Annotated in this window: 12 protein-coding genes; 4 read left to right on the top strand and 8 right to left on the bottom strand. The window is 46.8% G+C overall.

All coding sequences use genetic code 11. The features are described from left to right. Nucleotides 1-384 (top strand): hypothetical protein (locus H8K52_RS06075; protein WP_222613698.1); only part of this gene is annotated, 384 nt, incomplete at its 5' end. Between the two features lie 128 nt (nucleotides 385-512). On the opposite strand, the gene H8K52_RS06070 is transcribed toward H8K52_RS06075, so the two are convergent. Continuing rightward, complete coding sequence (locus H8K52_RS06070) at nucleotides 513-2,960, bottom strand: DUF1631 family protein (protein WP_186921992.1); 2,448 nt, start codon at nucleotides 2,958-2,960, stop codon at nucleotides 513-515. A 410-nt stretch (nucleotides 2,961-3,370) separates the two neighbouring features. On the opposite strand from H8K52_RS06070, the gene H8K52_RS06065 reads away from it, so the two are divergent. From H8K52_RS06065 to dxs, 3 genes are read left to right on the top strand one after another with little or no spacing between them, the layout of a single operon-like run. Beyond that, nucleotides 3,371-3,640, top strand: coding sequence for an exodeoxyribonuclease VII small subunit (locus H8K52_RS06065; RefSeq protein WP_186921991.1), 270 nt, complete (start codon nucleotides 3,371-3,373; stop codon nucleotides 3,638-3,640). Further along, nucleotides 3,637-4,524 carry a polyprenyl synthetase family protein gene (locus tag H8K52_RS06060; RefSeq protein WP_186921990.1) on the top strand — a complete coding sequence of 296 codons (888 nt, stop codon included), beginning with the start codon at nucleotides 3,637-3,639 and terminating at the stop codon, nucleotides 4,522-4,524. Before H8K52_RS06065 ends, H8K52_RS06060 begins: the two co-directional genes overlap by 4 nt. A 2-nt stretch (nucleotides 4,525-4,526) precedes the next feature. Beyond that, nucleotides 4,527-6,365 (top strand): 1-deoxy-D-xylulose-5-phosphate synthase, encoded by a 1,839-nt coding sequence (gene dxs, locus H8K52_RS06055; RefSeq protein WP_186921989.1) that lies wholly within the window; start codon nucleotides 4,527-4,529, stop codon nucleotides 6,363-6,365. A 62-nt stretch (nucleotides 6,366-6,427) separates the two neighbouring features. Here dxs and H8K52_RS06050 read toward each other — a convergent pair whose 3' ends face one another. The 7 genes from H8K52_RS06050 to H8K52_RS06020 form a co-directional block, all read right to left on the bottom strand. Next, nucleotides 6,428-7,762, bottom strand: a complete 1,335-nt coding sequence (locus tag H8K52_RS06050) for a sigma-54-dependent transcriptional regulator (RefSeq protein WP_186921988.1) — start codon at nucleotides 7,760-7,762, stop codon at nucleotides 6,428-6,430. 195 nt (nucleotides 7,763-7,957) lie between these two features. After that, a complete protein-coding gene (locus H8K52_RS06045) occupies nucleotides 7,958-9,205 on the bottom strand; it encodes an ABC transporter permease (protein ID WP_186921987.1) in 1,248 nt (415 codons plus the stop codon). Between the two features lie 17 nt (nucleotides 9,206-9,222). Further along, nucleotides 9,223-10,536, bottom strand: a complete 1,314-nt coding sequence (locus H8K52_RS06040; RefSeq protein WP_186921986.1) for an ABC transporter permease — start codon at nucleotides 10,534-10,536, stop codon at nucleotides 9,223-9,225. Between the two features lie 14 nt (nucleotides 10,537-10,550). Continuing rightward, complete coding sequence (locus H8K52_RS06035; protein WP_186921985.1) at nucleotides 10,551-11,279, bottom strand: ABC transporter ATP-binding protein; 729 nt, start codon at nucleotides 11,277-11,279, stop codon at nucleotides 10,551-10,553. A 33-nt stretch (nucleotides 11,280-11,312) separates the two neighbouring features. Continuing rightward, entirely contained in the window at nucleotides 11,313-12,581 is a 1,269-nt protein-coding gene (locus H8K52_RS06030) for an efflux RND transporter periplasmic adaptor subunit (protein WP_186921984.1), read from the bottom strand. A gap of 177 nt (nucleotides 12,582-12,758) precedes the next feature. Beyond that, nucleotides 12,759-13,106 (bottom strand): DMT family transporter, encoded by a 348-nt coding sequence (locus H8K52_RS06025; RefSeq protein WP_186921983.1) that lies wholly within the window; start codon nucleotides 13,104-13,106, stop codon nucleotides 12,759-12,761. Further along, nucleotides 13,103-14,080 carry a glycosyltransferase family 2 protein gene (locus H8K52_RS06020; protein WP_186921982.1) on the bottom strand — a complete coding sequence of 326 codons (978 nt, stop codon included), beginning with the start codon at nucleotides 14,078-14,080 and terminating at the stop codon, nucleotides 13,103-13,105. The genes H8K52_RS06025 and H8K52_RS06020 overlap by 4 nt, the downstream gene beginning before the upstream one ends. Between the last annotated feature and the right edge of the window lie 2 nt (nucleotides 14,081-14,082).

Below are 14,082 nucleotides of genomic sequence, written 5' to 3'. Positions count from 1 at the left end.
TGCCTTCAATATTCCTATGATCTGTGTTTCTGTAAATCTGCTTTTACGCATTTCTGTTCTCCTTTGGCACATAAGTTTGCCTCAAGAACTCTAGTTATGCATGGCTTGATTTTACGGGATGGTTACAAGTTAATCCTCGGTTTAATCTTGAATCATCCAAGTCACGACTTGATCTTCACAACAACAACAACAACAACAACAACAACAACAACAACAACAACAACAACAACAACAACAACGGAGAATTTTACCGACGCTTTTTCTGTCGACATGGAGGACTGGGAAAGTTACGATTGCTGTGAGCGCCAAGAAATTATTTGGGTACAAACCATCGTATTTAGTGGACAACTACAAGAAACTTCAGAAGAAGATCGAGAAAAATAGCGTGCAAATTAGTGTGTAAATCAGTGCAAGCCAAAATGCTGCGAAATTTTTATGCGTGTTTTATAAGTGCGTTTGCAAAATGCGGCGAGCTCAACCGCAATTATTCTCTTAAATTAACTACAATCACACTACATTATCTCAGCAACATGGGGTTGAATTGGCTTAGGCTGATTTAAAGCGTCCATCAAAGCCTTATCCACCACATGATCAACCGACACGATCTTGGCTCGGGCTTCGCGGAAGTTTTTCTCTAGTTCATCGACGGCAACTGAGAAAGATTTTTCTTTCTGACTAGAGGTAAAAATGAAAAGGCTACGCATAGGACTCACCCAAGCTAAGCGTACCTTTTGATACGTATTATCAAGTTTGTGGAATTCTACCCAAGCACCTCGTTCGAGATCAGCCACGGTTGCTGCGGCATCTTCGATAGCTTGCTCAATTTTAGCGACCAAGGCTTCTTCGTTCAGGTTCAGAACTGACTCGGACGCTGCTGGCGGACTGTTGAGCTTGGTCTCATCTATTTCGGTCGATTCGGCTGAAACGGCGACCTCGCTTGCTGGCTGCGTTTTTGTAATAGCCTGTTGTCTTGCAGCTTGTTCTGCCTCTAGCTTGGCTTTTTCCAAAGCGATACTAATCAAGCGTGCTTTTTCTGCAGCTTGCGCCTCGTCTTTTACTTTTGCTTCAGCCTCAGCTTTAGCACGTTTCTCCAAGCGACGTTCGGTGGCAATTTTTGCCGCTTCGACCGCAATTTCCATCTGACGATCGGCCGATAATTCCAGTGGAGCGCGGACGATGGAGGCGTGACACTCCGCCAGATCAGCGAAGAATTGCACGCGATCGGCATCTTCCCATTTGATTAAACTCAGCCACTTATTCAGACGCGCCAAAATACCCGGTAAACGATTAATTAGATCTTGACGCTGTGCCAGCGTAATCTTTGGTTTAATACTCCAGATTAAATCATCCATCGTCTTAATCGCATCTTCCACGGCGTGCGGTTTTTGATCTTGCACGCTGTACGCCAAAGTCAGCACTTTGGTCCAACGATGCTCGAGGAAAGTTTCGACAAACGCGACAACTTCCCCGGTGCCGATGCGGGTAGAAATATCGTTATTGGCAGCCAGCGTTGCTTGCTTGAATTTTTCTCTTTGCAAAGCGCGATTAATCGGTACTTGCAAAGCTTCGATACTGGCGGCTTCTTCTTTTTTGATGAAGTTTTCAAGATCGGTGACAACTTCATCAAAGAGGCCTAATTGCTGGTCAAATTCCTTTTGCACGCGAATGACATTACGCTGCATTTCTTGGAATAAAGGATCATCAACGCCTTTTTCAGGATCTAATTCGACACTATATTTCGACAGTAAATCAATCAAGCGACGCGCCGGGTGGGCATCTTGAAAGAAGAAGTCTTTATCGATTAAGGCGGCCTTTAGTACAGGGACTTGCAACGCACTAATTAACTCTTTAATTGGGTCAGCGATATCCTGATTGCTAAGCACGCCTTCAAACACATGCGACATCAAATCGAAGGTATGTTTCTCAACACCAGAATGCAGCATTGAGGGTATGTCTTGACGCAAATTGGACAGGCGAACCGCATGCTGCGCTCCTGACACCAATTGGTGTATGGCCATGTTTTTTTGCACGCCAGCCAAGTATTGAAACAATTCAGAATTCGCAGGCTGAAACGCATTCATCATCTCTTGCGGAAACGGTACCGCTGCTTGAGAACTTGTCGCATGATTTGCTGCAGCCTGTTGGCTTGTTGTGGCGCCAGATTGTTCGGAAAAATACTGCTCCAATTTTTTTGTTACTTCATTTTTTACTGCTTCGCCGACTCGTGCCGCTTCAGCACTCGCTTGTTTGCGTTTGAGACGATAGGTTTCTTGCAGATCAGGCAAAATGCCACGTTCAACTAATAATTCATTTAAGCCATGATAGACAGGCGTTAAATCAAAAATTAAATCACTGAGTAAAGGTAGAACAAATTCGTGTGCATCTTTTTCAGGGGTAAACTCACACCATGCTGTATTGAGCGCGCGCAAAAAGACATCGGGGCGAAAAGGATTCTGTGTCAAATTCAGGGTTTCTACACCAATCAAACTAGCCAAACGCATATTTAATGCTGCTAGACTCTCTGCGTGGTTGAGCTCCAACGAGCGGCTAGCACGACTGATGCTCAGCTTCAGATCCATTTCTTCATACGAGACAAGCGTCATCGCCACATCCTGCATAGCCACTGGCGCTTTCTTTTCCGGACTACGCAAAGCTGCTGCTTCGCTGTTCAACATCTTTTCCAAGATACCAGAGCACAGATAGTAATAGGTGTATGTGCTATTTTTTAGCAGTTGTGCGCCATGAAAATATAGATTTGCTTCTCTGGCATCGTTTGCTTCTTCGGATTTACCAAACAAAGCATGGGATAACCTGGCCGCAAATGCATCGATTTGCGGTAGCACTAATTGATAGGCGTGTTGTACCAAGGCCTGCAAAGTGTCGAGTTTGCCCACTGAAGTGGGTGCTCTACCCTTCGGATTTCCCTCAGTTTGCTTTTGATGTACTTGGTTTATCGACATAAAAGAATTTTTACAACACCAACCTTATGTGCAATGACTCGAACCACAATAATAAAACATTGAATCAGGATTTACGGCAATTTCGCCGACTAAATTAATCTGCCTCTAGGATTTTATTTGGGTACTTATTTGAATAAATGGGTGAATTAAAGCATTTCGATATGTATGACTATATTCAAGTTATTTCCACATGGAAATGTTTGAAACGCAATTTAGCGCATTTTTTAAGCATTTCTTTGTTCTAAATCGGCTTTTTTGTCCAATTCATGATTTTATATTACGCATACGGATCAATCCTAAGCCACTGATATCTCCACATAGACAGTCCCTTTGCTCTAAAATACAAGGTTTTGAGGAATGCCTGCGATCCTATGCTTGCAACTCCTGCAATCTACCTTGCAAACTAATCTATGTCAAAGAAATTACCTGCAAATGCCACACCCGCTTCGTTCGAAAGTGCGATGGCAGAACTGAGCGAATTGGTCTCACAAATGGAAACCGGACAACTGCCTTTGGAGGCCTCCGTGACCGCTTACCAACGTGGCTCAGAATTAATTAAATATTGTGCATTTCAATTAGAAAAGGTAGAACAGCAAGTCAAAATTCTCGACGCTGGTATGCTCAAACCTTTCAACACCGAATTGAGTGACGGTAACGACAATGCAGAAGGCCAAGCATGAGTCAGGACTTTCAAACTTGGATGAAATCGATACAAAATGAAGTCGAAGTCGCCCTAAACACTTACTTACCTTCTCCCGAACTGGCACCGCAAGCTTTGCACGAAGCGATGGCCTATGCTGTGCTGGACGGCGGCAAACGGGTACGTCCCTTACTCGTATTTGCAGCTGGCAAATTATTCTCCGCGCCGGGTGAATTATTAAGTCGCGCTGCATGTGCGGTTGAAATGATTCATGCCTATTCTTTGGTACATGATGACATGCCCTGTATGGACGATGATGCACTTCGTCGCGGTAAACCTACCGTTCATAAGAAATATGATGAAGCCACCGCGCTGCTAGTTGGGGATGCTCTACAAGCGCAAGCTTTCTTAGTGCTAGCGGAAGCCAGCGCGTGTGCCGATCATAAACTCCCCATGTTGCAATTATTAGCACAAGCATCTGGCTCACTTGGCATGTGCGGCGGGCAGGCAATCGATCTGGCTAGTGTCGGCGTTGCACTGAGTTTGCCTGAACTGGAGCAAATGCACAGATTAAAAACAGGTGCGCTATTACGCGCATCCGTACTACTGGGCGCAATGAGTGGAAAACATTTAGAAGCCAATGAAGTTGCAGCCTTAGACCAATATTCTCGTGCGATTGGCCTGGCCTTCCAAGTTGTTGACGATGTCTTAGACGCGACCGCGGATTCAGCCACACTAGGCAAAACTGCGGGCAAAGATGCTGCCGACAACAAACCGACTTACGTGTCCTTACTTGGCTTAGAAGCCTCACGTCAACTCGCCGATCAACTGTGCCGTGATGCCCATCAAGCGCTGACTATTTTTGGAGAGTCCGCCCAACATCTGCGTGATTTGGCAGATCTTATCGTTCAGCGGAAAGCATAATAATGTCCCTACTTACTACGATTAATTCCCCTGCCGATTTACGCCAGCTAAGCCGACCACAATTGGTATCCCTAGCCGACGAATTGCGTGAGTACGTAATCAATTCCGTGTCTAAAACTGGCGGCCATTTGTCTTCCAATTTAGGTACTGTTGAGTTGACGATTGCGCTTCATTATGTTTTCAACACACCAGAAGACAGACTTGTTTGGGATGTCGGCCACCAAACGTATCCGCACAAAATTCTGACTGGTCGTCGTGATCAGATGCATAGTCTGCGTCAGCTAGACGGCATTTCTGGTTTTCCACGCCGCAGTGAAAGTGAATACGACACCTTTGGTACCGCGCATTCCTCGACCTCCATATCAGCTGCACTCGGGATGGCACTAGCAGCCCGCACTAAAGGTGAATCACGTCACGCCGTCGCTATCATTGGTGATGGCTCAATGACGGCGGGCATGGCATTTGAGGCGATGAATAATGCTGGTGTCTATGACGACATCAATATGTTGGTGGTGTTAAACGACAACGACATGTCGATCTCTCCGCCGGTAGGGGCACTAAATCGTTATTTGGCGCGCCTGATGTCAGGTAAATTTTACGCAGCGGCTCGCAACGTCGGCAAATCTGTTTTACCTTCTCCAATGCTCGAACTGGCACGCCGCTTCGAAGAACATGCCAAAGGCATGATCGTGCCTGCCACCATGTTTGAAGAATTCGGATTTAATTACATAGGCCCAATTGATGGTCATGATTTAGAGTCCTTAATTCCAACGCTGCAAAACATCAAGAATCTGAAAGGGCCACAATTTTTACACGTGGTCACCAAAAAGGGTCAGGGCTACAAACTGGCTGAAGCAGATCCAATTTTGTATCACGGCCCCGGTAAATTTAATCCTGAAGAAGGCATTAAACCTGCCACCACCGCAGCGAAGAAAACCTATACCCAAGTATTCGGCGACTGGCTATGTGACATGGCGGCAGCTGACGATAAGCTGATAGGCATTACTCCCGCCATGCGAGAAGGCTCTGGCATGGTGGAATTCGAACAGCGTTTTCCTAAACGCTACTACGACGTTGGTATTGCCGAACAACATTCCGTGACCTTCGCGGGCGGCTTGGCAACCGAAGGTTTGAAACCCGTATTGGCGATTTATTCCACGTTTTTACAACGCGGCTACGATCAGTTAATTCATGATATCGCCTTACAAAATCTGGATGTGACTTTCGCCTTAGATCGCGCAGGTTTGGTCGGTGCGGATGGTGCTACCCATGCCGGCAATTATGATCTGGCGTATCTACGCTGCATTCCTAACATGGTAGTCATGGCACCAAGTGATGAAAATGAATGTCGCCAGATGCTGAGCACGGGTTACCACTATCCGGGTCCAGCCGCCATCCGTTATCCTCGCGGTGCAGGTATCGGTGCAGTCATTCAACAAGAACTCAGTCAGCTCACAATCGGTACAGCGGAGTTAAAACGTCAAGGCAAAAACATCGCGATTCTGGCGTTCGGCTCCATGGTGCATCCAGCCTTAAAAGCTGCTGAAACACTCGATGCCACCGTCGTCAATATGCGCTTTGTTAAACCTATCGACAACGCCATGATCGCGGAGATCGCTAACAGCCACGATGCGATCGTGACGATAGAAGAAGGCTGCACCATGGGTGGTGGTGGCTCTGCTATCGCTGAAGCACTGGCGGCAGCTGGTTTGAGCAAGCCTTTGATGATACTAGGCCTGCCAGATCGATTTGTTGATCACGGTGACCCAGGATTATTATTGGCACAGTGTGGTTTGAATGCGGAAGGTATTGAAGCGTCCATACGTCAACGCTTTTTGTAATTAAAAAAAGCCAGTGAACGTTTTGTGCACTGGCTTTTTATTTCGCCAAACATCTCAAATAATTATCTCGTAATCCCCAAACGCTCCATCCGTCGATACAAAGCTTGTCGACTCAAACCTAATTCCGAAGCTGCTTGCGCCACCACGCCCTTGGCTTTGAGGAGCGCTTGTTCTATCGTTTCCTTATCCGACTCAACATCATTCGTTTGCGTAACGACCGCGGTCATAGGCAAGCCCAGATCCGCGATTTGTATCTCATCTTTGGCGGACAACAAACAAGCTCTTTGCATTACGTTTTTTAATTCACGTACATTGCCCGGCCAGCTATGCGCCAACAAACAAGCTTGTGCGCCGGTACTTAAACTTTTACCCTCTTCCAAGAACGCCATTGCAATCGGCAAAATATCATCAGGGCGATCCGCTAGTGCGGGCAAATTGAGTTGAATGACATTTAAGCGATAAAACAAATCCTCACGAAATGCACCCGCTTTAATCATACTGGCAAGATCGGCATTGGTGGCACTCAATACTCTGACTTTGACTTGTCGTTCTTTATTTGAACCCAAACGCTCGAAGCGCCCGGTCTCTAACACGCGCAATAATTTAACTTGCCCAGCTTGGGGTAAATTCCCGATCTCATCCAAAAATAAAGTGCCTCCATCAGCTGCCTCAAATTTCCCTTCGCGCGCTTTAGTTGCGCCAGTATAAGCACCAGCATCCGCACCAAATAATTCGGCTTCAATCAGCTCTGAGGGAATCGCGCCACAATTTAATACCACGAAAGGACCGTCTTTCACTTTCGAATTGGCTTGAATGATTTCAGCGATACGTTCTTTACCAGCGCCGTTAGGCCCTGTAATCAAGATCGACACATCCGACTTCGCAACCTGACATGCCATCCCTAAAACGCGTTCAGTGGCGGCGTCTTGCCAGACATAATCGCGCAAATCATATTTGGTTTCCAGCTCGCGTTTTTGTTTGCGCTCGCGTTGCACCCGATGTTGCAAAGCACGATTCACTTGACCAAGCTCTATCAAGTTTTTCACAGTCGCGACTACACGCTGATCATTCCAAGGTTTGGCGAGATAATCAGCGGCACCAGCTTTAATCAAATCCACTGCCGCATCCAGATGCGTCCATGCTGTCAATAAGATCACTGGCAAATCAGGGTGTTGGGCGCGAATTTTTTTAAATAGCGCAACACCCTCTTCACCGGATGTCGTGTCCTCGGTGAAATTCATGTCTTGAATTACCAGATCAATTGCTTGATTTTGCAAGACCATCAAGCCCTGCTCCGGCGATTGTGCACTCACACTTTGAATGTCGTGCAAAGACAGCAGCACATCCAAGGCGATAGCGATACTGGGGTTGTCGTCAATGATCAGAACGGTGGGCATGAGATTCACATCAAAAAAATTTTGAAGACCTACGCATATCGCGTACCTATAAGTTAAACGTCCAAGTTATAGAGCGGGTGAAATCCTCGCCGACAAGCCATCATGCACTTGAACGGCGCGGGTTTCACCCACCCTACGACTTCACCAATATCAATTCAGAGCAATGGATTTTGGTTTATCACATTCAATGAAACACTATACCCCACGGGTCGCGGTTGCTGGCGAAATACTTGCCGCTCTCCAGGCTGGTGCATACACAGCAATGACACCTAACATCCAAAATAGTAACGGCGACAGAAGCAGATAAGATACTGGTAGTTTCGGTAATTCAAATTGTCCCACCAATACCTGATTCAAGCCAAGTGCTAGGGCAATCCCAAATACAATACCGCCCGTCGTAATCAACCAATTTTCAGCGATGAAATAAGTCAGAATATCGATACGTCTCGCACCTAAAGCACGGCGAATACCAATTTGTTTGCGACGCTGTGCTACCCATAAGGTACTCATACCGACGATACCACTGGCAGTCACGACGACCAGCAAGGCACTTACCGCGAGCAACATCCAAGCCAAGCCTTTTTCACTACGATAGCGATCATCACGAAATTTCTCCATACTCGTTGCTTTGACGTAGATCGGTGTAGCTGATGCTTTACGTAGAGCTTCTTCCACTTCTTTCATCACACGATCACGCTGTCCCGCTTCGGCACGTACTGCATAACCGTCCCAGATTTGGCCAGTCACACGCGCAGGCATAATCGTAGCAAATTCACCGTTCGTCGTAGACTGAGCGCCAGAAGTTTGCAAAGTTTCGACTACGCCTATAATGGTTACTCCATTAGCGTTACTCCCGGTCCCAAAGAAATACTCTTTCCCTACGAAGTTAGACTGTCCTGGAAATAGTTTCTGTGCTAATGCTTTACTAACTATCACTTTTTTTACGAAGCCACCGTCGACATTAGGGTTCACCTCTAAAAAATCACCTGCCTGAAAATCTTGCCCTTCAACCAAACGTAATTTCCAAGTCTTGACAAGTGAATCTGGGGACACAAATATCCCGCTTGTTGCAGTTGGTACCGCCTGCTTGCGATCAATAGCCACCGAATTATTGCTACCTGAACGCGAAACAGGAAAGGAGCTAACACGTGCGACTGACACTACACCAGGCACCGCACGTATCGTATCGGCTTCACGCTTTTGCAAAGCGAGTTGATCTTCATGTCCGCCCAAAATCTGATTTCTGACGTTGACCCTAAAAACCTCAAGCTCATCGGCTATACCGCTAGGGCGGGCGGCTACATCAAGACGTAGATTAACAATATAAATCGCATTCACCAGTATCGCCAAACTTAATGCCACCTGCAAAGCGACTAACACGGGACCCAATTTATTGCGCATTAATGCGGAAAAAATCGGACGTAGTTCAAATAATGTTTTCATGATTGTTGCTTTCTTCTTTATTGCGATTTAAGTTGAATTGCTGGCGTCACCTGACATGCACGCCAAGTGGGCAACAGCCCGGCAATCATCGCTGCACTCACCGACATGAAGAAAGTCAAACCTAACATCGCCCAATCCATGTGTGCGACGACAGCCAGTGCTTTCGATTGCAAAGCAATGAGTTGCAAAGCTCCTGCTGCTAGTAACACGCCTAACAACGCGCCGACCAAACCGACCACCGCGGTCTCAATCAAGAATTGGGTAAATATCTCCTTACGTGACGCACCCAGTGCGCGTCTGACACCGACCTCTGACGCTCGCACTGAAAACTTCGCCAACAATAAACCCACCGTATTGACCAAACAAAGCAAAAGAAAACCAAATGCCAACCAAGCCGACAAGCGACTATCGTCCCCAATCACTTGCATTTCGACCAAAAATTCACGCACATTAAACAAGCGATTTTTTGCCTGACGTTGGAAGCGCCCTAACTTGAACTGCTCAGCTGCGTAGCTATCCAAATAATTTTGTAATTCAGCGCGTTGACTTGGTGATTTCAATTCGAACCAAAAATGAAACCAAGTGCACTCAGAGTTTAAACGCCCTTCCCAACCCGGATCTGAACGTGAAGTACAGCCCATACTCCCACTATGCGCAGTTTCACGGCGAATCGCATTGCTCAAAGGCAGTATGAAATCAGGCTCTTCAACAAATGCAGCCTCACGGCCATTAAAGATGTAGAATTTTGGCTTGGGCGCCCAGTCATCGGCAACACCTATCACCGTGAAATCACCTTTCAACATACGAAGTTTTTGCCCCACAGGGTTCGCTGTACCAAAAAACTTTTCTGCCATTTTTTTACTTAGAACCACTACATCCGCAGAGTTTTTATCTTCAGAGGCTTGCCATCCTTGTCCAACAACAAAGGGAATCTCAAACATGGCAAACGTATCGGCTGTCACGGCTAAACCTTCCATCGAGATGGCACCCAAATCTTTACGTGCAGGCTCTGCTGTTGCCTCAATCCCGTACATTGCAGCACGACGTACGCCTTGCTTGCTTTCGAGAAGATTACTTATGTCTTTATATGTAAATTGATGGTCATTCGGTTCATCACCCGGTGTGTAACCTTCCTTCTGCCCAACATCAAGAATAGCGGTGAACAGGCGATCACTCTTTTGCGGAATAGGATCACCGGACATCACATGTAAAATAGTGAGTGTCGAAACACTGGCTGCTACGCCAATCGCCAGCGTCAATATCATCAAAGCGGTCAATGCTGGATTGCGTCTTAAGCTACGCAAGCCCAGAAAAAAATAGTAAGTCAACATAATCGTTCCGCCTTTTATGCAATGTGCAGATTGGTTTCAACATTCTGATGCTCTACCACCAAGCTCGGTGTTTTACGCACCAGATCAGAAACCTGACCGTCAATGATATGCACATTCCGTTGTGAACGTAGTGCTAATTCAGGATCATGGGTGACCATCAAAATCGTCGTGCCTCTGGCATTAATTTCTTCCAGCAATTCCATCACGCTACGCGCCATTTGTGTGTCCAGATTACCGGTTGGTTCATCGGCAAGTAGCAAGCGCGGGGAACCAGCCAAGGCACGTGCAATCGCCACACGTTGCTGCTGCCCGCCTGACAGCTCGGCGGGATAATGCTTCATGCGCGAAGCCAATCCCACTTGCGCTAAAGCGTCTTCGATCCGCTCTTTGCGCTCTTTTGCAGCAAAGCCACGATAGCGTAAAGGTACATCGACGTTATCAAACAAATTCAAATCAGGAATTAAATTAAAGCCCTGAAAAATAAAGCCCAGCTTTTCATTGCGCAAACGCGTGCGGGCGTTGTCGTTCATACCTGTCACGTTGACACCATCTAGAAAATATTCACCACCGGTAAAATCTTCTAACAATCCAGCGATATTTAAGAAGGTGGTTTTACCTGACCCTGAAGGGCCAGTCACCGTCACAAATTCACCTTGCTTAACGTGGATTTCAAATCCACGCAAAGCATGGGTTTCTATCATGTGCGTGCGATAAACTTTGCTCAGATTTTTCATGTGTAACATGGCATTTCCTTTTCTTAAATTCGGTTTTAAAGATTAATTATTCAAAGAGATTTTTTCTGCATTTTCAAACTGATCGGTACCAGCGACGACGACCTTATCGCCTAGCTTTAAACCATCCACAATCTCAACCGCAGAAATACTGGTCGCACCGAGTTTAAATGGGCGACGGGTCGCGATATTGTTTTCGACTACATACACAAACCGGCCACCTTCACTTTCGACAAAAGGACCGCGTGCCAACATTAAGACATTGGGTTTTTCTTCGATTAATAGACGTGCCGAAACGCGTTGACTCTGACGTAGGCCCGACGGTTGCTGACCATCAAAGCGAACTCGTGCTAACACTTGATTCTTCACGACTTCAGGCGATAGAGCCGACAACTTGCCTTTGGTCGTCACGCCATTAATCGTGATCTCAGCAGTCATGCCTAAACCTAAATCGGCCACATAGGTCTCTGGAATTTCAAGTTCGACTTCGAGTTGAGATAGATCGACTAAAGTCATCAATGCGGTATTCGCTGCGACTACGCTACGATTCGCGACTGATAAGGTGCCGACCATGCCATCCACTGGCGCTTTGAGTTTGAGTTCTTCCACCTTGCGCTTAGCGTCATCACGTACAAGACGCTGTTGCTCTAGTTGTGCGCTCTTCGTTTTAAGATTCAGATCAACATCTTCATTCTCCAAACCGGTCGCAGCTTCGGCGTGTTTGGCACGAATCTCAGCCGTCTTTAACGCATCTTGCGCACGCATATAATCGATTTTGGAAATGACTCCGGAAGGCCCTGCCTTTTCGAATCGTTCAAAAGTGCGAGCGGCTGTGACACGTTCAATTTCCGCCTGATCTGCATCACGTCGTGCGATGAGTTTTTGTTTGCGAGCGAGGATTTTTTGTCGAGCGACTTCGGCTTCTAGCTGATCGTAATTCGCTTGCTCGCGCTTGAGTAAGCTAGTCAAATCGGGTGACTCTAATTCGGCAACGACATCGCCTTTTTTGACCATGTCACCCGCTTTGACTTTTAAGGTGACGGTACTCGACGCTGTGGAATATAAGGTCGGGCTGATCGCAGCCACCATACGACCGTTGACAGCGACATCACGCACCAACGTGCCGCGCGTCACTTGCGCGATTTTGATACGCGAAGCATTGATGGATTTACTACTGTTGGCAAACGTGCGTAGCAGAAAAATGCTAACGACAATAAAAGCGATTGCCAAAATGACGCCAACAATCAGTTTCTTTCTACGCCATAGTGGCGCTGCTGCGATGACGGCATCTTGACCAGAGGTATCTCGAATCATGGAATTTCCTAGCAAAGAGTGAGAACGAATAACAACTCTTTAGCAGGAAGTGTGCCACACAGAAAATAGTAGCTAAGTCACTGATTTAATTGAGAATAGAAAAATGATCAGGGCAATCATCAGGTGTCCGCACAAGGGCTACGGACACGCATGGACAGATCTGGACTACAGCAACGCCTACATCGACGCTTTGGTTAAAATGAAAATGCCGACAAAAATCACCAGCATACCCAGCACTTTTTGCAGATTCATCGCTTCATGCAAAACGAGATAACTAGCTAGGGCGATGCCAACAAAGGTCAAACCCGCCATCAATGGTGAGGCGATGCTCAGTGCCGCCTGCGACAAGACTTGCAGGGTCAAAAGAAAACTGAGTCCGTACAAAATCACACTCGTCACTAATTGCCACGAAAAGTAAGTGCTGAGATCCCGCATTTGAAAGCCGCTCTGGCTAGCCAATTTCATCAGCACTTGCGCCGACACGTTACACAAAACTGCGATCAAAGCGATGCTCAGTTGTTTCATGATGCTTCCTTATCTTTGGAATCGATGGCGTCGGTCCGTACTAGGTAAGCTGGGCGACCTTTCATCTCATCGTATAAGCGCGCCAGATAATGTCCGATCACCCCTAAACTCAGTAGGATCGCCCCGCCAATAATAATGATCAAGAGATTGACGGTGGTAAACCCATCGATTGCCTTGCCTTCAATTTTTTGCAGCAAACTATTCCCACCTATAATTAGACCGAACAGCAAGGTCGCCACACCTAAATAGGTCACGAGCTTTAAAGGCAAGCTGGAAAAACTGGTGATGTTATTGACCGCATAGCGTAATAATTTAAGGCGATTCCATTTGCTCTCTGTACCGTCGGGACGATCTGCCACCTCGAATGGCAATTGTCCGCTTGGGAAATTCGCCCAGGAAATCAATCCACGGAAAAATCGCTGACGCTCAGGCAAAGCCAGGAGCATTTGCACGACCTGTTTATCGAGCAATTTGAAATCAGAGTGTCCGCGCAAATCTAAACCAGACATACTTTGAAACACGGCATAAAAGGCTTTAGCAAGATGCCTTTGCAACCAGCTTTCACGTGCACGTTGTGCCTTGACAGCGTGTACTACCAACAAACCGTTTTCCCATAATTTAATCATCGGCGCAATCAATGCTGGCGGGTGCTGCAGATCGGCATCGATGACCACAACGGCATCGCCTTGCGCATGTTGCAGGCCAGCCAAAATCGCGGCCTCCTTGCCGAAATTACGCGTAAAACTAATGGCACGTATCCGTGGTTCTTGCTGCTGCATGTGCGCCAGCACTTGCGCGGTCTGATCGGAAGAACCATCGTTGACCGCGACAATCTCCAAGTGATAGAGATCTGCACGTTGCGTTCCTAAACCTTGTTCCACTGCATGTATGATCGAGGGAATACTGGTCTGTATCAACTGGGCTTCGTTGTAGACTGGGATCACAATGCTAATAGTTTTTTTAGTCGTGTTCATCG

Origin of the sequence: Affinundibacterium seohonense (assembly GCF_014284305.1) — a bacterium.
Taxonomy (GTDB): domain Bacteria; phylum Pseudomonadota; class Gammaproteobacteria; order Burkholderiales; family Burkholderiaceae_D; genus Undibacterium; species Undibacterium seohonense.
Note: the sequence above shows the minus strand (reverse complement) of the source record. Positions and strands in the feature narration are given on the sequence as shown.

Coding starts and splice junctions, on each gene's coding strand:
- dxs (WP_186921989.1), top strand. CDS start 4,527: ATGTCCCTACTTACTACGATTAATTCCCCTGCCGATTTACGCCAGCTA.
- H8K52_RS06065 (WP_186921991.1), top strand. CDS start 3,371: ATGTCAAAGAAATTACCTGCAAATGCCACACCCGCTTCGTTCGAAAGT.
- H8K52_RS06050 (WP_186921988.1), bottom strand. CDS start 7,762: ATGCCCACCGTTCTGATCATTGACGACAACCCCAGTATCGCTATCGCC.
- H8K52_RS06025 (WP_186921983.1), bottom strand. CDS start 13,106: ATGAAACAACTGAGCATCGCTTTGATCGCAGTTTTGTGTAACGTGTCG.
- H8K52_RS06030 (WP_186921984.1), bottom strand. CDS start 12,581: ATGATTCGAGATACCTCTGGTCAAGATGCCGTCATCGCAGCAGCGCCA.
- H8K52_RS06020 (WP_186921982.1), bottom strand. CDS start 14,080: ATGAACACGACTAAAAAAACTATTAGCATTGTGATCCCAGTCTACAAC.
- H8K52_RS06035 (WP_186921985.1), bottom strand. CDS start 11,279: ATGTTACACATGAAAAATCTGAGCAAAGTTTATCGCACGCACATGATA.
- H8K52_RS06045 (WP_186921987.1), bottom strand. CDS start 9,205: ATGAAAACATTATTTGAACTACGTCCGATTTTTTCCGCATTAATGCGC.
- H8K52_RS06070 (WP_186921992.1), bottom strand. CDS start 2,960: ATGTCGATAAACCAAGTACATCAAAAGCAAACTGAGGGAAATCCGAAG.
- H8K52_RS06060 (WP_186921990.1), top strand. CDS start 3,637: ATGAGTCAGGACTTTCAAACTTGGATGAAATCGATACAAAATGAAGTC.
- H8K52_RS06040 (WP_186921986.1), bottom strand. CDS start 10,536: ATGTTGACTTACTATTTTTTTCTGGGCTTGCGTAGCTTAAGACGCAAT.